Raw genomic sequence first — 19,356 nt, forward strand, 5'->3', positions numbered from 1 at the left:
GACCAGACCACCGACGATGCCGGTCACCAGCCCCAGTTCCGCCGGAACCCCCGACGCCACCGCCACACCCACACACAACGGCAGAGCAACGAGAAACACCACGACAGAGGCAGTGACATCCGCCCGGAGCGTCGTACCGGACGGCCGCTCCCCGCGCTGCTGTGCCGGTCGTCGGTGGCGTCCACCGTGCCCGCGCTCGCGGGTTCCTTGCCCACGCTCGCGGTGTCCGGGCGCGGGCTCATGGGTTCCCGGCGCGGGTTCGCGGGTTTCGTACCCACGCTCATGGGTTCTCGGCGCGGAGTCGCGGGTTTCGTACCCACGCTCATGGGCTCCAGGCGCGGGTTCACGGGTTTCGTACCCACGCTCATGGGCCCCCGGCGCGCGCTCATGGGTTTCGTACCCACGCTCGCGAGTTCCGGGTGCGCGTTCACGGATTTCGTACCCACGCTCATGGGTTTCGTACCCACGCTCCTGGGTCCCCGGCGCGCGCTCATAGGTTTCGTACCCGCGTTCGCGGGTCTCGGCGCTCACAGCGGAAGGAAGCTGTCGTCGTGCGGCTGGTGGGCCAGCACGGAGCCGGTATGTATCTCGTAGAACCAGCCGTGCAGACTCAGCCGGCCCTCCGCCACCCCGCGGGCCACGCAGGGATAGTCGCGCAGCCGCGCCAATTGCCGTACGACATGGTCCTGGACGGCCTCGGCGATGGCGGGAGACTCCGGGCGGGGAAGGACCGGCGGAGGCGAGGCGCTGTGCAGCCAGTCACGGACGGCCGGAACCGCCGAGAGATCCTCACGCCGCACCACCGCGCCGACGGCCCCGCAGTGGGAGTGGCCGCAGACCACGATGTCCGCGATGCCCAGCACCTCGACGGCGTACTCGATGGTGGCCGCCTCACTCGAGGGCCGGTCGGACCGGTATTCAGGGATGAAATTGCCCGCCGTACGGAGCTCGAAGAGCTCACCCGGACGGGCCCCGGTGATCAACGAAGGGATCACCCGGGAGTCGGAGCAGGTGATGAACAACGCCTCCGGAGACTGACCACTCGCAAGACGGCCGAACTCCTCGGCCGACACGGCAGCCCGCTCACGAAAGGCAGCGGCGTTCTTTTTCAGCATGTGCATGGGGGTGTTCCTCCTGCGCGCCTGGTCGAGGGGCGCGTGGTGTGGTGGTCGTACAGGTCGGATCGCATGTGCTGGGGGATGTGGGGGAAAGCTGTGCGGGAACCGACAGGTTCGATCAGAGGCGGAACACCTGGAGGACGGCGGGCCGCGCCGCGGGACGCTGCCCGAGCGGACCGGAGGGTGGCGCATGCGCCGTGGGCCGGCCGTGGGAGAGGGAGAGTGCCGCGTTGCCCTCGGGGGCGGGCGGGGTGGTGCGACCGGCGGGGGGCCGTGTCCACTGGCCGTGGGGGCGGCTGCCGTTCCGGTACGGGTACGGCGCGGCCGGGGGCTCGGGGTCGTCCCATGAGAGGTCGTCGGACGTGTCATCGGAGGGGTCGCCGGACGCGTCGGGGGTCGAGGGGTCGGCCTCTTTGGTCGCCCCGTCGGTACGTAAGTCCGGGACGGCGGTGGGGGATGCCGCTCCGTGGCACAGGAACAGAACCGCGAGCAGGAGGGTGCTCAGCGCCGCGAGGACGTCGGGGGTGGGTCCGCGTCGCGCCATGAGTCCCTCCTTCGTTTTAGTCCAACCGGTCAGTAACTCCAGCTTCAGGAGTCACTGTGACACCACGACAACACAAAAATCAGCGATTCGTTAAACATTCGTGAGCATCACAACACTTGACAGGTCGTCACCTTCGGAGATACCGCCGGTCACACCGGCTGTCGCGGAGACTTCCCGGCCGGTCTTCGCCTCCATCGCCGTAGGGTCTGAGCTGTGCCCTTTCCACCGCCGTGCGTGCGCCGCGCTCTCCCCGCCCTCGCCGCCGCCCTGTTGTCGGTCTCCTGCACGGGCGACGCGGGCGGCGGCGGGCCGACGGGAGCGGATACGGCCGGAGACCCGCTGTTCCCCCGCCTCGGCAACGGCGGGTACGACGTCGGCCACTACCGGCTCCGGCTCGACTACGACGTGAAGCGCCGTCGCCTCGACGCGACCGCCGTCATCACCGCCCGGGCCACGGAGGCGATACGCGGTTTCAGCCTCGACCTGGCCGGGCTGACGATCCGGCGGGTGACCGTCGACGGGAAGGAGGCCGAGGTGCAGCGCAAGGGCAGCAAACTCATCGTCCGGCCCGCGGCTCCCCTCGGGAAGGGCGCCACCTTCCGTACGACCGTGGACTACGACGGACGGCCGCGGACGCTCACCGACCCCGACGGCTCGACCGAGGGCTGGGTTCCGACGGACGACGGGGCGATGGCGGTGGGTGAGCCCGCCGGGTCCATGACGTGGTTTCCCGGCAACCACCACCCCAGCGACAAGGCCGCGTACGACATCAGGATCACCGTCCCCGAGGGGTGGACCGCCGTCGCCAACGGAGAACTGCGCGACGAGCGGTCCAGGGGCGGCCGGACCACGTTCGCCTGGCACAGCGGCGAGCCCATGGCCGGCTATCTCGCCACCGCCACCATCGGGAAGTTCGAGGTGGCCCGGTCGACGACGAAGGGCGGTCTGCCGCTGTACGTCGCCGTCGACCCACGCGAGGCGGGACGCAGCAGGAAACCGCTCTCCAGGATCGAGGAGATCCTGGACTGGGAGAGCCGGCTGTTCGGCCCCTACCCCTTCTCCTCCTCCGGCGCGATCGTGGACCACGAGCCGGAGGACGTCGATTACGCGCTGGAGGTCCAGACGAAACCGGTCTACCCCGAAGCGCCGGACCACACGACGGTGGTCCATGAGCTCGCGCACCAGTGGTTCGGCAATTCGGTGACACCCAAGCGCTGGCGGGACATGTGGCTCAACGAGGGCTTCGCCACCTACGCCGAGTGGCTGTGGCGGGAGCAGCACGGCGGAGACCCGGCACAGAAGACCTTCGACTCGCTGTACGCCAGGGACGAGGACGACCCGCTGTGGGAGTTCCCGCCCGGCGACCCGGGCAGTGCGAAGAACATCTCGGACGACCCGGTGTACGAGCGCGGCGCGATGGTGCTCCATCAGCTGCGGATCGCGGTCGGTGACAAGACCTTCTTCCGCATCCTCAAGGAGTGGCCGACGACGTACCGGCACCGCAATGCGGACGCCCGTGACTTCATCGCCTTCTGCGAGAAGGCCGCGGACGAGGACCTCAGCGAGTTGTTCGACACCTGGCTCTACGGCGAGGGGCGGCCGGAGTGGGAGTACGAACCGTGAGGGGTCCGTTCCGGGAGCTGACACGGCTCCCGGCGGGGGCCGGAGGCGCCCTCACGGGCCCCGGCCCAGTGTGACAACGACGGCCCGTGACATCCCCGGACTGGGACAGCGGCGGGACGGGAGAGCTGCGGAGCGGGACGCGCCGGAGGGGGACAGCGGCGGAGCGGGACAGCGGCGGCGGAGCGGGGAAGCGGCGGCGTACGGCCGGCGGCGGAGCGGGCGTACGGTCAGCGGCGCTTGCGCTTTCTGCCGCCCGCCGTGCGGGCGGCGGGGTTGCCCGCACGGGCCGCGCGGCGGCGGTCGTGGAGCTCGCACTCACGCTCGTACTCGGCGCGGTGCAGCTTCTCGCCCGGGGCCTCGATCAGGGCGCGGAAGAACCAGGCGAGGAGCACACCGATGAAACCGACCATGCGGACGCTCTGCAGGGACCGTTCCACGGAGGTGTCCGTGTCGCGGTCCGGGCGGCGGGTGAACCCCTCCCAGGTGCGGCGGAAGGCCAGTGCGCTGCACGCCGCGAACATCACGACGACCAGCATGCTGACAACACCGCTCACCGCGGCGATGCTCAGACCTTCGTAACCGAAGCGCAGCACGAAGGCGCCTGCCGCGGCCGCCGCCAGCGAACCGGCGGCCACCGCGGCGCGCCGCAGCCCGTAGTACCCGTCGTGGTCCACCCAGGTCGTACCGAAGAACCGGAGGGGTTCCGGCCGGGGTCCCACGGGCTGCTGCGCGTCACTCATGCCGTCGATTATCGCCCGGCCCGTGAAGGAGCCGGACGGGGCGGTCGGAGCAGCGGTGTCCCCGCAGGACAGAGACCCGGGACGGCGAGACCGGGAGGCGGAGACCCGGGAGGTGTTGGACCCCGGACGGCGTGATCAGGAGCAGCGAGGCGCCACGTACCCGTCACGGCCCGTCTTCACATACGCGTCCGCGACATACTGCCCCGGCGCGATGTTGTCCCATATCTTCGACGTGCCGTACGGGCCGGTGACGGTCTCCCCCGAGCGTTGGCAGCGGATCTGCACACGCGCCCCGTACGCCAGCACCTTCACCAGACGGCTGCTGGTGCTGGGGCCGCTGCGCACGTTCACGCGGTAACCCGGCGCCACCTGATAGGTCCGCCCGGCCGCGGCCGTCGTCTCGACGGTGTCGGCCGTCCCGACGGCAACCGCGCTCTCCGCGGTCTCCTCGAGCTCTTCCATGGCCATATGGCCCTCCCCCGTTGAGTGCCCGACCGGAGAAGTTCCGGCCGATGACATACCGCAGGCTAGCAACCCCCTCTGACACCTACGCCTCATCGACTAGGCTCCGGAGGCCGCCAACTGCGGCCCAATTTCACGGGGGTGGAGAATGCCGCCGCTGCGCGGTACCGGGACGGGCCCGGAAGCGGAGGATCCGGAGTACGCCGGGCAGTACCGGCTCGAGGCGCGCCTCGGCTCGGGCGGCATGGGCGTCGTCCATCTGGCCCGGTCCGCGTCGGGGCTGCCGCTCGCGGTGAAGGTCGTGCACGCGGACTTCGCGGAGGACGAGGAGTTCCGGGCGCGGTTCCGGCAGGAGGTGGCGGCGGCCCGCAGAGTGAGCGGGGCGTTCACCGCGCCGGTCGTGGACGCCGACCCCGATGCCGTACGGCCCTGGATGGCCACCCTCTACATCCCCGGCCCGACCCTCTCCGAGCATGTGAAGCGGAACGGTCCGCTGGCCCCGGCGGAGATACGGCGGCTGGCGGCCGGGCTGGCGGAGGCGCTGCGCGACATCCATCGGGCGGGCGTCGTGCACCGGGATCTGAAGCCCGGCAATGTGCTGTTGGCGGAGGACGGACCGAAGGTCATCGACTTCGGGATCTCGCGGCCGTCCGACAGCGATCTGCGGACGGAGACGGGAAAGCTGATCGGCACACCGCCGTTCATGGCACCGGAGCAGTTCCAGCGGCCGCGTTCGGTGGGTCCCGCGGCCGATGTGTTCGCCCTGGGCTCGGTGCTGGTGCACGCGGCGACGGGACGGGGGCCGTTCGACTCGGACAGCCCGTACATCGTGGCGTATCAAGTGGTGCACGACGAGGCCAACTTGGCGGGGGTGCCAGAGGATCTGGTTCCGCTCATCCGGAGCTGTCTGGCGAAGGATCCGGAGGGCCGGCCCACGCCGGACGCGGTGATGGGGATGTTGCGGGGCCTGGCGACGGTCGGACGCGTACCGCAGCCACGACGGCCGGGCCTGGTTCCGGAGACCGGGGCCGCGCACTGGCCTCTCCCTCCGGAGCCGGAGACCGGCGGCAGGGAGGGCGACGGAGACGGCGACGGCCACAGGGGAGACGGACGGGGCGACGGAAACGGCAGGAGAGAGGACACGGGCGAGGGAAACGGGGAAGGCCAACCGCGCCAGGCTGTCGCGCGGCGGCGCACGCGGCGGGTGCGGTGGATCGCGGTGGCCGCCGTCGTCGCCCTGGTCCTCGGCGCGGGAGTCGCCGTCGCGATGCGCGGAAACGGTTCGCCCCGTGCCGCCCACGGCGAGCGGAAGACCGTCGCGGCGGCCCCGTTCCGGCCCTGGACGACCACCCTCACCCCGGCCGACGGCGCGGACTCCACGGCACGTACGCCCTTCTGCAGGTACTCCGCCGGCGCCCTGCACTGCGCGGCCGCCGGATGGAAGGCCGCGCGCATCGACTCCGGCTCCGGCCGCAGGGTCTGGGCGCGCGAGCAGTCGTCGGCACCCGCCGACGGGGCGCTGCCCGCCGCGCCGGTGCCCTGCGGCGGGCTGCTCCATCTGATGTCGTCCGGCGGCACCCGGCTGGAGGCGCTGGACCCGGCTTCCGGCGGGACCCGCTGGAGCAAGGACGTCTCCGCGTACCAAGGCCGTGTGTACCACGCGGGCGACACCGTGCTGCTCGTCTCGGGTGACGGGACGGTCCACGGTCTGCACGGTGCGACCGGCCGGGAGCGCTGGCACCGTCCGGTAGCCGGATACAGCCTGCCCGTGTTCACCTCGTACGGGGACGGGCGCACGGCGTACGGCGTCTCCACGGCCGGGGACGGCTCGCGCACCCGGGTCAGCGCCATCGACCCGGCCACCGGCGAACCGCGCTGGGAACGCGGGCTGTCCGGCACGCTTGCCCCCGTGGGCACCGGCCGCGACGGCGCGCTCCTGCTGACCTCCACCGACAGGGAGCAGCGCACCGACGCCCTCGTACGCTACGACCCTGAACGCCGCCGCGAGCGCCGTATCCCGCTGGCTTTCCCGCTGCCGTCGGCCACCGCGGCGGTGCATGGCGACACGGTGCATCTGCTGGCCTATGGAGGCACGTTGACGGCCGTCGACTCCCGCCGCGCCGAGGGGCGAAGCGCTGAACTGTGGCGGATGGAGACCTCCGTCAGCAACGCCTCGCCCCTGACCGTCACGGACGACCGGCTGTACTTCACCGCGGCCGACGGCCGGCTGCTCGCCGTGGACTCCCGCCGGGGCGTGCTCATCGGCCAGACACGGCCTCGGATGAACCCGGCGAACCGCGGCTACACGGCCGACATACCCGCCCCGGTGGCGGTGGGCGGGCGCGTCTTCGCGGGCGCGCCTGACGGCACGCTCTTCGGCGTGGAGGCCGGGGACCCGTCCCGCTGGTGACCACAGCAGCGCCCCCGGCCGGGGCCGGAACGGACCCGCGCGCCGCGCGTCAGTAGCCCCGTAGTCGTACGGCAAGGAAGCAGACGGGCGACGGCCCCCGTAGGCCGCCGCCCGTCAGAGCCCTCCCGCCGCGTGACGGCGAAGCCCGTCGGCGTCAGCCCAGCTGGGTGATGTCCCGCACCGCGCCCTTGTCCGCGCTGGTCGCCATCGCGGCGTACGCACGCAGCGCCTGCGAGACCTTCCGGACGCGGTCCGCGGGGCGGTAGGCGCCGAGCCGCTCCAGCAAAGCGGTACGGCGGGCGGCCAGTTCCTCGTCGGACACCTTGAGCTCGATCGTACGGCCGGGGATGTCGATACGGATCACATCGCCCTCCTCGACCAGGGCGATGGCACCGCCGGACGCCGCCTCGGGCGAGGCATGGCCGATGGAGAGGCCGGAGGTACCGCCGGAGAAGCGGCCGTCGGTGATCAGCGCGCACTTCTTGCCCAGGCCGCGGCCCTTGAGGAAGGACGTCGGGTAGAGCATCTCCTGCATACCCGGTCCGCCCTTGGGGCCCTCGTAGCGAATGACCACGACGTCGCCCTCCTTGACGCGCTTGGTCAGGATCGCCTCGACGGCTTCGTCCTGGGACTCACAGACCACCGCCGGGCCCTCGAAGGTCCAGATGGACTCGTCGACGCCGGCGGTCTTCACGACGCAGCCGTCCTCGGCGAGGTTGCCGTGCAGGATGGCGAGGCCGCCCTCCTGGGAGTACGCGTGCGCGACATCGCGGATGCAGCCGTTCGCCGCGTCCGTGTCGAGGGTGTCCCACCGTTCGGACTGGGAGAAGGCCGTCGCGGAGCGGACGCAGCCGGGGGCCGCGTGGAACAGCTCGACGGCCTCGGCGGACGGGGAGCCGCCGCGGATGTCCCAGTTCTTCAGCCAGTCGTCGAGCGAGGAGCTGTGCACGGTGTGCACGTCCTCGTTGAGCAGGCCCGCGCGGTAGAGCTCACCGAGGATGGCGGGGATGCCACCGGCACGGTGGACGTCCTCCATGTAGTACGAGCCGTTCGGCGCGACCTTCGACAGGCACGGCAGACGGCGCGACAGGGCGTCGATGTCGGGCATCGTGAAGTCGAGCCCGGCTTCCTGGGCGGCCGCCAGCAGATGGAGGATCGTGTTGGTCGAGCCGCCCATGGCGATGTCCAGAGCCATGGCGTTCTCGAACGCGGCGCGCGAACCGACCGTGCGCGGCAGGACGGTCTCGTCGTCCTGCTCGTAGTAACGCCGGGTGATGTCGACGACCGTGCGGCCCGCGGCCTCGTACAGCGCCTTACGGGCGGTGTGGGTGGCCAGCACGGAGCCGTTGCCGGGGAGGGACAGGCCGATCGCCTCGGTGAGGCAGTTCATCGAGTTCGCGGTGAACATGCCGGAGCACGAGCCGCAGGTCGGGCAGGCGTTCTCCTCGATGAGGGCCATGTCCTCGTCCGACACCGCGTCGTTCGCGGAGTCGGCGATGGCGGAGATCAGGTCCAGTTTGCGGACAGTCCCGTCGACCAGGGTGGCCGTACCCGACTCCATCGGACCGCCGGAGACGAAGACCGTCGGGATGTTGAGGCGCATGGCGGCCATCAGCATGCCGGGGGTGATCTTGTCGCAGTTGGAGATGCAGATCAGCGCGTCGGCGCAGTGGGCCTCGGTCATGTACTCGACCGAGTCCGCGATCAGGTCGCGGGAGGGCAGGGAGTAGAGCATGCCGCCGTGACCCATGGCGATGCCGTCGTCCACCGCGATGGTGTTGAACTCACGGGGGACGCCACCCGCGGCCTTGATCGCGTCGGAGACGATCCGCCCGACCGGCTGGAGGTGTGTGTGCCCCGGCACGAACTCGGTGAAGCTGTTGGCCACCGCGATGATGGGCTTGCCGAAGTCCTCGCGCTCTACGCCCGCGGCGCGAAGAAGGGCACGGGCGCCCGCCATGTTGCGTCCGTGGGTGACGGTGCGGGACCTCAGCTCTGGCACGGTGGTCACTCCCTCTGGAGGTTCTCCGGTATGCGGCCCTCGCGCGCTTCGGCGTCCGGCCTACCCGGCTACGCCGCCGGGACCCTAAGAGCCTACGCCCCGATGCCAGGATCCGGACACCTCGTCCGGAATGCGGGACGCATGTCTCACCGGCCGACGGTCCGGCCCCGGCCCCGCCCCCACGAGCCTGCGGGCCTGCGGGCCTGCCGACGGCCACTGCCCGCTACCCCGACTACCACTGCCGATACCCGATGCCCGATGCCCGATGCGCTGACCGTGCCCCTTGGCCGTGCTCCGGTGGCGTCCTGCCGGCCCCGTACCGGCCGGGCGGCGCGGATCAGGGCTCGGTCAGATAGCGCTGCAGGGTGGGCGCGACCTTGTCGATGATGTCCTCGATGTCCGCTGACGCCAGCGGATCCACCTTGAGCACATACCGGAGGATCGCGATCCCGACCATCTGCGACGCCGCCAGCTCGGCCCTGAACTTCGGGTCCGGAACATTCAGCTCCCCCGCCACCCGCTCCAGCAGCCTGCGCAGCACGAAGCCGCGCAGCACGGTCGCGGCGGCGTCGTGTGTCAGCGCGGAGCGGATGACCGCGAGAAGGGGCGCCCGGGTCACCGGGTTCTCCCAGATGCCGAAGAAATCGCGGGCCAGCCGCTCGCCGATCCCTTCGGGCCCTTGGGCCAGCACCTCGGGGACGCTCAGCGCGGGCTCGAAGGACAGTTCGACGGCGGCCGCGAAGATCTGCTCCTTGGTGCCGAAGTAGTGGTGGACGAGGGCGGGGTCCACACCAGCGGCCTTGGCGATGCTCCGGATCGACGTCCTGTCGTAGCCGCGCGCCGCGAACTCCGTGCGGGCGGCGGTCAGGATGCGGTCGCGCGTTCCGGGGCCCTCCACCGCCTCCGTACGGGCGGGGCGGCCGCGTTTACGGGGCCGGTGCGGAGCGGATGTCCCTTCCTCGGCGGGCCGGTCCGCCTCGGGAGCGAGGCCGTTCCCGGCCGACGGCCCCGTACGGGAGTCCTGACCCGACGAACCCGCGGATCCCATGTCCGGCCCCGAGCCGCCACCCGGCCCCGTACCCATACCGGAACCCGCACCCGGATCGGTACCGTAACCCGGACCCGTACCGGAAGCCTCACCCCGACCCGTACCGGAACCCGGACCCGGGCCTCGGCCCGTGCCCTGCGCCGAGCCCCGGCCCGTACCGGTCCCGTCCCCCGGGCCTCTGCCTCCGCCGCCGGTCATTGTCCGTCCCCGCAGGTCACTGCCTGCCGGCCTTGGTCGGGGACGCCAGATGCAGCCGCGTGAAGGCCAGCGCCTCCGCCAGGTCCGCTTCGCGCTCGGCCGCCGACATGGCGCGGCGGGTGTTGACCTCGACGACGACATGTCCGGAGAAGCCCCTCCCGGCGAGCCGCTCCAGCACCGCGGCGCAGGGCTGACTGCCGCGCCCAGGGACCAGGTGCTCGTCCTTGGCGGAGCCGTTGCCGTCCGCCAGATGGACATGGGCGAGCCGGTCGCCCATCCGGTCGGTCATGGTCAGTGCGTCGTTACGGGCCGTTGCCGTGTGCGACAGATCGACCGTGAAGTGCCGGTAGTCGTCCTTGGTGACATCCCAGTCGGGCGCGTATGCCTGCATCTCGCGGTCGCGGTAGCGCCACGGATACATGTTCTCGACCGCGAACCGTACGTCCGTCTCGTCCGCCATCCGCCAGATTCCGTTCACAAAGTCCCGGGAGTAGTTCCGCTGCCACCGGAAGGGCGGATGAACGACCACCGTGGACGCCCCCAGCTTCTCTGCCGCCGCCCTGGCCCGCTGGAGCTTCACCCACGGGTCGGTGGACCACACCCGCTGTGTGATCAGCAGACACGGTGCGTGAACGGCCAGGATCGGCACCCCGTGATAGTCGGACAGACGGCGCAGCGCCCCGATGTCCTGGCTGACCGGGTCGGTCCAGACCATGATCTCGACCCCGTCGTAGCCCAGGCGTCCGGCGATCTCGAAGGCTGTCGCCGTGGACTCCGGGTACACGGAGGCGGTCGACAGGGCGACCTTCGCTTCCGGGATGCGCACCACTGGTTGAGCCACGGGAGACAGCGTACGGCGTGTCGGTCCGAGTAAAAGGGGGCACCCGGCCATGAGCGCGGAGGGCGGGGTCAGGCCGGGGGCAGGTGGTCCAGGCGGCGGAGGATGACTCCCTCGCGCAGGGCCCACGGACAGATCTCCAGCTCCTCTACCCCGAACAGGTCCATCGCCCCCTCCGCGACCAGTGCCCCGGCGAGCAGCTGCGCGGCCCGCCCCTCGGACACTCCGGGCAGCTCGCAGCGCTCCTGTGCCGTCATCGTGGCCAGTCGCGGCACCCACTCCTCCAGGGCCTTCCGGGTCAGCACCCGCTGCACGTAGAGACCCTCGGCGGAGCGGGCCGCTCCGGCGATCCTGGCCAACTGTTTGAAGGTCTTCGAGGTGGCGACGACATGGTCGGGCGGGCCGAAACGGGTGAACTCATGAACGATCTTGGCGATCTCCGCCCGGACATGGCGGCGGAGCGCCTTCACATCCGTCGATTCGGGCGGGTCGCCCGGCAGCCAGGAGCTGGTGAGCCGGCCCGCGCCCAGGGGCAGCGACACCGCCCGGTCGGGCTCCTCGTCGAGGCCGAACGCGATCTCCAGGGAACCGCCGCCGATGTCCAGCACGAGGAGCCGGCCGGCCGACCAGCCGAACCAGCGGCGGGCGGCGAGGAAGGTGAGCCGGGCCTCCTCGTCGCCGGTCAGCACGGCCAGGTCGACACCGGTCTCCTCGGTGACCCGCGCGAGTACGGAGTCGGCGTTGGACGCCTCACGGACGGCGGAGGTGGCGAAGGGCAGTACGGCTTCGACCCCCTTGTCCTCGGCGGCCTGGAGCGCCTCGGTGACCGTGGAGATCAGCCGGTCGACGCCTTGGCCGTCGATCGCCCCGTCCTCGTCGAGGAGTTCGGCCAGCCGCAGCTCCGCCTTGTGGGAGTGGGCGGGAAGAGGGCGTGCGCCCGGGTGTGCGTCCACCACCAGCAGATGCACCGTATTCGATCCCACGTCGAGGACACCGAGTCTCATACGGTGCACGCTACTGCGGCGCGTGCGCGGTCATGAACGGGCCTTGACCCGCTTACGCTGGTGATGTGGCAAAGACGAAAAAGGCCAAGCCGACGAAGCGGGACAAAGTCTCCACGCAGGTCTCCGGCAACGGCCCCACCCCTCCGGACGACGAGGTGGGGCTGGACTTCACGCGCGCGTGGGTGGAGTTCCCCGACCCCGCCGACGAGGAGCAGGTGTTCCGCTGCGACCTGACGTGGCTGACCTCCCGCTGGAACTGCATCTTCGGCCAGGGCTGCCAGGGCATCCAGGCCGGGCGCGCGAGCGACGGCTGCTGCACGCTGGGCGCGCACTTCTCCGACGAGGACGACGAGAAGCGGGTCGCCGAGGAGGCGGCGCGGCTGACCCCGGACCTGTGGCAGTTCCATGACGTCGGCAGGGAGTCCGGCTGGGTTCAGGAGGACGAGGACGGCGAGCGGCAGACCCGGCGCTGGAAGGGCTCGTGCATCTTCCAGAACCGGCCGGGGTTCGCGGGGGGCGAGGGCTGCTCGCTCCACATCCTGGCGCTGCGCGAGGGGCGCGAGCCGCTGGAGACCAAGCCCGACGTGTGCTGGCAGCTGCCGATCCGACGGACGTACGACTGGGTCGACCGGCCCGACGACACCCGCGTGCTGGTGGTGTCGATCGGGGAGTACGACCGGCGCGGCTGGGGTTCGGGCGGACATGACCTGCACTGGTGGTGCACCTCGGCGACGTCGGCACACGGGGCGGGGGAACCGGTGTACGTGTCGTACCGGCCCGAGCTCACGGAGATGATGGGCAAGGCGGCCTACGACAAGCTGGTGGAGCTGTGTGAGCGGCGTCTCGACGCCCTGCTCCCGATGGCTCCCCACCCGGCCGACCCCTGACCCGTCCGGGAGCACGAGCCCTGAGCGGCCCCGCCAGTCCCGGTGGCCGCCCGGAGGCCCGCGCTCTCAGCCCGACGGGCTCGGTGCCCCGCCGCCGCTCGGCGGGGGCGCCTCGCTGCTGCCGGACGGGCCCGGTGTGCCGGTGGGCGGCGGCTCGGTCGGCGTCGGTGTCGGTGTCGGCGTGGGCTCGGGGGTCGCCCCGCGGCCCTCGATCGTGACCACCGCCCCCGCCGGATCGATCGACACGTGTGCGGTCCACGGCCCTTCCGGCTCCCGTTCCTCGTCCACCGCCACCGTGATCATGACGGACTCTCCGGGCCGCAGCAGACCCGCCGTCAGGTTCAGCTGGAGCCAGGGCACATCCGCGGACGCCGACCAGCGCACCGCTGAACCGCCGGACGCCGTCAGCGTGATGAGCGTCGTGTCACCGCTGGGCTGCGCCTGGACCGTCAGCCGTCCGGGCCCATGGCTGCTGCTCGGCCTGCCGGCCCCGGGGGCACCGCTGACCCGCCCGGCGGAGCCGGCGGACCAGGAGGCCCCGGGAGAACCGGCGGGCCCGGCCGACGGCGTCCGGTCGGCGCGGTGCCCCGGCCGCCGCTCGCCGTGGCCGTCCACGACCTCCACGGACACATCCGGGGACCGGCTGCCTGTGCTGAAGCGCGGGTCGGGCCCGGCCTCGGAATTCCCTGCCTCGTCGTACGGGTGGCCGGAGAGTCCGCCCACGCCCGCCTCGGCAGCGGTCACCGAGCCCGTGTTCTGACCCTCGCCGGTCGGCGGAGCCTGCCGGTACGCCGCCCACAGCGCGAGCACCGGAGCCGCGACCACCGTGGCGACCACGGCCGTCGTCACGGCGCGGGCCCGCAGCCGGCGGCGGCGTGCCACCCGGTCCTTGGGGTCCATCGGGAAGCCTCTGCGGTCGTAACGCGGCCCGGTCCGCCCGCGCCCGCCGCGCCGGGCCTGCGCCATCGCGGCGTACGCGGCGGCACGGGGCGCAATGAGGACGGGCAGCGAGCCGGGCGATGACGTACTGCCCGGCCACGGGCCGCCGGCCGTCGCCCGCTCGGCAGTGCGGCGGCACTCGGAACAGTCGTCGACATGCCGTACGAGTTCCCGGCGGAGCGCGGTGCCCAGCAGAACCTGATGGTCGCCGGTGAGCCGGGCGACGACCGGGCAGCTGCCGCGCTCCACGACGACGAGTGCGGCGCGGGTCCGCTCCACTTCGCACACCGCGCTGGAGAGCAGGGCGCGGGCCGCGTCCGGCTCCATACCGAGGACGGCGGCGACCTCGTCGGCCGGGAGCCGGTGCCGCACCGCGAGCTCGAGCGCCTCGCGCTGCTCGGGGGTGGTACCGGCGGCTTCCGGCCAGGCCAGGGCGGCGAGTTCGCGACGGTGCCGGACGGCGGCGGCTTCCGCGGACTCCGCACCTCCGGAGGCTTCCTCCGCTCCGGAGGGCCGCGCATGCGCGGAGGGACCCACGGCAGCGCCGGGCCCCCCCGCTCCGGAGGGTTCCGCCGCCGCGGCGGACCCGCCGGCCGCGCAGGCTCCTCCGGTCGCGGCGGGTTCCTCGGCGCCCGGAAGCTCCCGGGCTCCGGAAGGCTCCGCCCTCACGGAGGGCTCACGGGCCACGGAGGACCTTCGGGCCGCGGGGGGTGGCGGGGACTGCGGGGGGACGCCGCGCGTACGACGCTTCTCGGCGAGCCGCTGGAGACAGGCCCAGCGGGCGAGTGCGTAGAGCCAGGGCCGGTACTGGGCGTCGTCCGCGGGGCGGCGGCCGTCCTGGACCTCGGCCAGCGCGAGAACGTCGCCGAGCACGACGGTGGCCGCGTCGTGCTCGCACAGGACCGAGAGGCAGTAGGTGAACAGCCCGTCCACATAGGGCTCATAGCGGGCGGGGAGCTGCTGAGCGGCCGTGGGGAGCGTGGCCTCCATCCGGCCGGAGCCGTCGGCCGAACTCCCCGCGGAGCCCTGCGCGGAGTTCCGCGCACGGCGTTGCGCCGTGAGTGCGCCGGTGATGTGCGTGGGTTTCTCGCGCCTGCTGCTCATCATCCGGCGACGGTAGGCGGATGATGGCGGGTCACTCGCGCCACTTGGACAGATTTAACCCCATCAGGTGACCATGTCACTCAAAAGGGGACATGCATTCCCCTTGCGCGGACGGCGTTCTGCTAAAGGGACGGCCCTTCAGGATGCCTTACGGCGAGCCGGGGCGCCGCCCCGCCCGCCGAACACGTTCCGGTCGGCTGAGCCTTCTACGGCCACTGCTGCCGTGCTGGAGACGCCTTCCCAGCCGGAGGTGGGCGACGGCCGGGTGGCGCAGACAGGACATTGAAGGGCTTCCGGCGAAAGCTCCTGTCAGGTCATGTTCCGTCGGACCATGAGGAACAAGCCCCGGCGGCCGGGCAGAACAGCGGGAAGACAGCCCAGCAGGACGTCAGTCAGTGGCAGAGCCACGACCACCAGAACCTGCCTACCCATATCGATGTCAGTGGCCGGCGCTACGGTGAACCGCATGGCTGCCCGTACGTCCCGCTCGTCCGCCAAGGACCGCCCCTCCTACCGCTGCACCGAGTGCGGCTGGACCACCGCCAAGTGGCTCGGCCGCTGCCCCGAGTGCCAGGCGTGGGGCACGGTCGAGGAGTTCGGCGGCGCGCCCGCGGTCCGTACCACCGCGCCCGGCCGGGTCACCTCCGCCGCCCTCCCCATCGGCCAGGTCGACGGCCGCCGGGCCACCGCCCGCAGCACGGGCGTGGACGAGCTCGACCGCGTCCTCGGCGGCGGTCTCGTCCCGGGCACCGTCGCCCTGCTCGCCGGCGAGCCCGGCGTCGGCAAGTCCACGCTGCTCCTGGACGTCGCGGCGAAGGCCGCGTCCGACCAGGAGCGGACCCTGTACGTGACCGGCGAGGAGTCGGCGAGCCAGGTCCGGCTGCGGGCCGACCGCATCGGTGCGCTGAGCGACCATCTCTACCTGGCCGCCGAGACCGACCTGTCCGCCGTCCTCGGCCACCTCGACACCGTCAAACCGTCGCTGCTGGTCCTCGACTCCGTGCAGACGGTCGCCTCCCCGGAGATCGACGGCGCACCGGGGGGCATGGCGCAGGTCCGGGAGGTCGCCGGCGCCCTGATCCGCGCCTCCAAGGAGCGGGGGGTGTCCACCCTCCTCGTCGGCCATGTGACGAAGGACGGCGCCATCGCGGGCCCCCGCCTCCTCGAGCATCTCGTGGACGTCGTGCTGCACTTCGAAGGCGACCGCCACGCCCGCCTCCGTCTGGTCCGCGGGGTGAAGAACCGCTACGGCGCGACGGACGAGGTCGGCTGCTTCGAGCTGCACGACGAGGGCATCACCGGCCTCGCCGATCCGTCCGGCCTCTTCCTCACCCGCCGTGACGAGCCCGTACCCGGGACCTGTCTGACCGTCACCCTGGAGGGGCGCCGCCCGCTGGTCGCCGAGGTGCAGGCGCTGACCGTCGATTCCCAGATCCCCTCCCCCCGTCGGACCACCTCCGGCCTGGAGACCTCCCGGGTCTCGATGATGCTGGCCGTGCTCGAGCAGCGCGGCAAGATCTCCCAGCTCGGGAAGCGCGACATCTACAGCGCCACGGTCGGGGGCGTGAAGCTGTCCGAGCCGGCCGCCGACCTGGCCGTCGCCCTCGCCCTCGCCAGCGCCGCGAGTGACACACCGCTGCCCAAGAACCTGGTGGCGATCGGCGAAGTCGGCCTGGCGGGAGAGGTGAGGCGGGTCACAGGAGTGCAGCGCAGGCTGGCCGAGGCGTCCCGTCTCGGCTTCACCCACGCGCTCGTCCCCGCCGACCCCGGGAAGACCCCCGCCGGGATGAGGGTGACGGAGGTGGCCGACATGGGGGAGGCCCTCCGTGTTCTGCCCCGGCGCGTGCGCCGTGAGGCCCCGAATGAGGAGCCACCACATAAGTAGTCCGGCCGCCGGTAGACTTTGCCCTGGTCTCGCCCGTACGTACGCACCAGGGCCCCCCAATCCTGCGACCGGAGGAGTGCAGTGGCAGCCAGCGACCGGACGGCAGCTCCCGGGAAGTCCGGCGGGAGCTCCGGTACCGAAGGCCTGATGCGTGCCTCGCTGAGCGCGGTCGCGCCCGGTACGGCCCTGCGCGACGGGCTCGAGCGCGTTCTGCGCGGTAACACCGGGGGGCTCATCGTCCTCGGCATGGACAAGACGGTCGAGTCGATGTGCACGGGCGGCTTCGTGCTCGACGTCGAGTTCAGCGCGACCCGGCTGCGCGAGCTCTGCAAGCTCGACGGCGCCCTGATCCTCGACAAGGACATCACCAAGATCGTCAGGGCCGGTGTGCAGCTCGTCCCGGACGCCTCCATCGCCACCGAGGAGACCGGCACGCGGCACCGCACCGCGCAGCGCGTCTCCATCCAGGCGGGCTTCCCGGTCGTGTCCGTCAGCCAGTCCATGCGGCTGATCGCGCTCTATGTGGACGGTCAGCGCCGTGTCCTGGAGGACTCCGCGGCGATCCTCTCCCGCGCCAACCAGGCTCTCGCGACCCTGGAGCGTTACAAGCTCCGCCTCGACGAGGTGGCGGGCACCCTCTCGGCCCTGGAGATCGAGGACCTGGTGACCGTCCGCGATGTGTCCGCGGTGGCACAGCGCCTGGAGATGGTGCGGCGCATCGCGACCGAGATCGCCGAGTACGTCGTCGAACTGGGCACGGACGGACGGCTCCTCTCGCTCCAGCTGGACGAGTTGATCGCGGGCGTCGAGCCGGAGCGGGAGCTGGTGGCCCGCGACTATGTGCCCGAGCCGACGGCGAAGCGTTCCCGTACGGTCTCCGAGGCGATGTCCGAACTGAACTCGCTCAGCCACGCCGAGCTGCTGGAGCTCCCCACGGTGGCGCGGGCGCTCGGCTACAGCGGCTCCCCGGAGGCCCTCGACTCCGCGGTCTCCCCGCGGGGCTACCGGCTGCTTGCCAAGGTGCCGCGGCTGCCCAACACCGTCATCGAGCGGCTGGTCGAGTACTTCGGCGGTTTGCAGAAGCTGCTCGCGGCGAGCGTGGACGACCTTCAGACCGTCGAGGGCGTGGGCGAGGCCCGGGCCCGGTCCGTACGCGAGGGGCTGTCGCGGCTGGCGGAGTCCTCGATCCTCGAGCGGTACGTCTAGGGCGTGTTTCGAAAGTCCCTCCCCCAGCCTCCGGCCGGGTGGGGGTGCCCCCGGCCGAAGGCTGGGGGAGTGCCCCCAGGTCCGCGGCGTCTGGCATGCACTCCCCCAGCTGCCGCTGGGCGGTGCCCCCACGCTGCGTTGTCGGGCTCGTCCGAGTACTCCCCTGGCCTTCGGCATGGGGGACCCCAGTACGAGGGCGATCTCCCCCGGACTCCGTCCGGGGGCACCCCCACCGCCGTGCGATGCACCGCACCGGACACCGCGAGCTTCCCGGCAAACCGTCCCGGTCACCACTGGCTCACCGCCGGTCCGCCGCCCCACAGGAAGGCACCGGTCAACCGCCGGCCCCCCGTACACCGCGGTCCGACGGGCCGTCAGCCTCCGCGAGGGAACGAACGAACGCCGGCGCGGGAGGCCCCCAGGGCACCGTCCCGCCACCGAACCGTATCCCCGCACCGGCACGACAGGCGGGCCGGCGGTGGTGTCAGTCCTTCGCCAGGGAGAAGGAGACGCGGGCCGTCTCCAGGCCCTCCGCCTTCACCTCGACCAGATACGTACCCGGCTTCGCCGAACCCGCCGACGGCGTCGCGCACTTCGGCTCGCTCGGCCTGCGGTCCCACTCGACGTCCCGCGTGGCCTCCCCCTTGGCGGGCACCTGGAGCAGCATCCGGCGGCTGTTCTCGAGGCAGTCGTCCGAGGCCCACAACGGGTCCTCGTCGTCGGCGAAGGTGATGGTCAGGACCGCGGCCTTCGCGCCGAAGTCCACCTTGCAGGACGCCCCGGAGGAGTTCTTCGCGACGATCTCGAACCTGGGCTTCTCATCGGGCCCGTAGGAGTTCTTGACGCTGCGCACGGTCAACGCCACATCGCCTCCCGTGCAGTCGGGAAGGCTCGCACCGGCCGGGACACCCGCCCCGCCGCCGCTTCCGGAGCCACCGTCGTCCGCGCCCGACGAGCCGCCGCCCTGCCCTTCGCTGTCGTCGCCCGCACCGCCGGTGCCCGCACCACCGCCGGAGCCGCCGCTGTTCGCGCCACCACCACCGCTGCCGGTGCCCTCCGACTCGTCGCGCCCGCCCGGCCGTTCGCTGATCGCGGGGCCCGACGAGGAGGGGCCGGGCCCGATGGAGGAGGCGGGGCCGCCGTCGGGGCCCTTTCCTCGGTCGTCCCTGTCGCCCGAACCGCCCGAGCCGACGGCCCAGACGATCAACAGGGCGAGCACCGCGATCAGGGACAGCGCAACTGCCCTCCGACGCCAATAGATGGAGGAGGGAAGCGGCCCGACCGGATTGCGCAGAGATCCCACGCGGAAACTGTACGAGAGATCGTCGCGTTGGCAGGCCACTACCCG

At 72.0% G+C, this 19,356-nt stretch carries 15 protein-coding genes and 1 pseudogene; 5 read left to right on the forward strand and 11 right to left on the reverse strand.

The window, feature by feature from the left end; translation table 11 throughout:
- The 3 genes and pseudogenes from ACTWQE_RS25655 to ACTWQE_RS25665 all read right to left on the reverse strand — a co-directional run.
- Positions 1–135: pseudogene (locus ACTWQE_RS25655) on the reverse strand (SulP family inorganic anion transporter); the annotation flags it as partial.
- 392 nt (positions 136–527) lie between these two features.
- Entirely contained in the window at positions 528–1,121 is a 594-nt protein-coding gene (locus tag ACTWQE_RS25660; protein WP_443331410.1) for a carbonic anhydrase, read from the reverse strand.
- A 115-nt stretch (positions 1,122–1,236) separates the two neighbouring features.
- Complete coding sequence (locus tag ACTWQE_RS25665; protein ID WP_443331411.1) at positions 1,237–1,662, reverse strand: hypothetical protein; 426 nt, start codon at positions 1,660–1,662, stop codon at positions 1,237–1,239.
- 213 nt (positions 1,663–1,875) lie between these two features.
- Here ACTWQE_RS25665 and ACTWQE_RS25670 point away from each other — a divergent pair, with 213 nt between their 5' ends.
- Positions 1,876–3,285 (forward strand): M1 family metallopeptidase, encoded by a 1,410-nt coding sequence (locus ACTWQE_RS25670; RefSeq protein WP_443331412.1) that lies wholly within the window; start codon positions 1,876–1,878, stop codon positions 3,283–3,285.
- A gap of 227 nt (positions 3,286–3,512) precedes the next feature.
- On the opposite strand, the gene ACTWQE_RS25675 is transcribed toward ACTWQE_RS25670, so the two are convergent.
- Both ACTWQE_RS25675 and ACTWQE_RS25680 read right to left on the reverse strand, forming a co-directional pair.
- Positions 3,513–4,025 carry a hypothetical protein gene (locus tag ACTWQE_RS25675; RefSeq protein WP_443331413.1) on the reverse strand — a complete coding sequence of 171 codons (513 nt, stop codon included), beginning with the start codon at positions 4,023–4,025 and terminating at the stop codon, positions 3,513–3,515.
- Between the two features lie 135 nt (positions 4,026–4,160).
- A complete protein-coding gene (locus tag ACTWQE_RS25680; RefSeq protein WP_443331414.1) occupies positions 4,161–4,493 on the reverse strand; it encodes an SH3 domain-containing protein in 333 nt (110 codons plus the stop codon).
- A 142-nt stretch (positions 4,494–4,635) separates the two neighbouring features.
- Here ACTWQE_RS25680 and ACTWQE_RS25685 point away from each other — a divergent pair, with 142 nt between their 5' ends.
- Positions 4,636–6,897, forward strand: a complete 2,262-nt coding sequence (locus ACTWQE_RS25685; protein WP_443331415.1) for a protein kinase domain-containing protein — start codon at positions 4,636–4,638, stop codon at positions 6,895–6,897.
- Between the two features lie 154 nt (positions 6,898–7,051).
- On the opposite strand, the gene ilvD is transcribed toward ACTWQE_RS25685, so the two are convergent.
- The 4 genes from ilvD to ACTWQE_RS25705 all read right to left on the reverse strand — a co-directional run bounded on the left by ilvD (position 7,052) and on the right by ACTWQE_RS25705 (position 11,987).
- A complete protein-coding gene (gene ilvD / locus ACTWQE_RS25690; RefSeq protein WP_443331416.1) occupies positions 7,052–8,899 on the reverse strand; it encodes a dihydroxy-acid dehydratase in 1,848 nt (615 codons plus the stop codon).
- 337 nt (positions 8,900–9,236) lie between these two features.
- The gene (locus ACTWQE_RS25695) at positions 9,237–9,947 is read right to left on the reverse strand and encodes a TetR/AcrR family transcriptional regulator (RefSeq protein WP_443331417.1); all 711 of its coding nucleotides are present in this window, start codon (positions 9,945–9,947) and stop codon (positions 9,237–9,239) included.
- A gap of 214 nt (positions 9,948–10,161) precedes the next feature.
- Positions 10,162–10,986 carry a sugar phosphate isomerase/epimerase family protein gene (locus ACTWQE_RS25700; RefSeq protein WP_443331418.1) on the reverse strand — a complete coding sequence of 275 codons (825 nt, stop codon included), beginning with the start codon at positions 10,984–10,986 and terminating at the stop codon, positions 10,162–10,164.
- Between the two features lie 68 nt (positions 10,987–11,054).
- The gene (locus ACTWQE_RS25705) at positions 11,055–11,987 is read right to left on the reverse strand and encodes a Ppx/GppA phosphatase family protein (protein WP_443331419.1); all 933 of its coding nucleotides are present in this window, start codon (positions 11,985–11,987) and stop codon (positions 11,055–11,057) included.
- Positions 11,988–12,052: 65 nt separating this feature from the next.
- Between ACTWQE_RS25705 and ACTWQE_RS25710 the strand changes: the two genes are divergently transcribed.
- Positions 12,053–12,874 carry a hypothetical protein gene (locus ACTWQE_RS25710; RefSeq protein WP_443331420.1) on the forward strand — a complete coding sequence of 274 codons (822 nt, stop codon included), beginning with the start codon at positions 12,053–12,055 and terminating at the stop codon, positions 12,872–12,874.
- Positions 12,875–12,940: 66 nt separating this feature from the next.
- On the opposite strand, the gene ACTWQE_RS25715 is transcribed toward ACTWQE_RS25710, so the two are convergent.
- Entirely contained in the window at positions 12,941–14,920 is a 1,980-nt protein-coding gene (locus ACTWQE_RS25715) for a BACON domain-containing protein (RefSeq protein WP_443331421.1), read from the reverse strand.
- A 463-nt stretch (positions 14,921–15,383) separates the two neighbouring features.
- Here ACTWQE_RS25715 and radA point away from each other — a divergent pair, with 463 nt between their 5' ends.
- On the forward strand, positions 15,384–16,802 hold the full coding sequence (gene radA, locus ACTWQE_RS25720) for a DNA repair protein RadA (RefSeq protein WP_443331422.1): 1,419 nt from the start codon (positions 15,384–15,386) through the stop codon (positions 16,800–16,802).
- A gap of 81 nt (positions 16,803–16,883) precedes the next feature.
- The gene (disA, locus tag ACTWQE_RS25725; RefSeq protein ID WP_443331423.1) at positions 16,884–18,008 is read left to right on the forward strand and encodes a DNA integrity scanning diadenylate cyclase DisA; all 1,125 of its coding nucleotides are present in this window, start codon (positions 16,884–16,886) and stop codon (positions 18,006–18,008) included.
- Positions 18,009–18,492: 484 nt separating this feature from the next.
- Here the strand turns inward: disA and ACTWQE_RS25730 are convergent, their stop codons facing one another.
- The gene (locus tag ACTWQE_RS25730; RefSeq protein ID WP_443331424.1) at positions 18,493–19,311 is read right to left on the reverse strand and encodes a hypothetical protein; all 819 of its coding nucleotides are present in this window, start codon (positions 19,309–19,311) and stop codon (positions 18,493–18,495) included.
- Positions 19,312–19,356: the final 45 nt, after the last annotated feature.

The organism is Streptomyces sp. 8N706 (genome assembly GCF_052245415.1).
Lineage (GTDB): Bacteria > Actinomycetota > Actinomycetes > Streptomycetales > Streptomycetaceae > Streptomyces.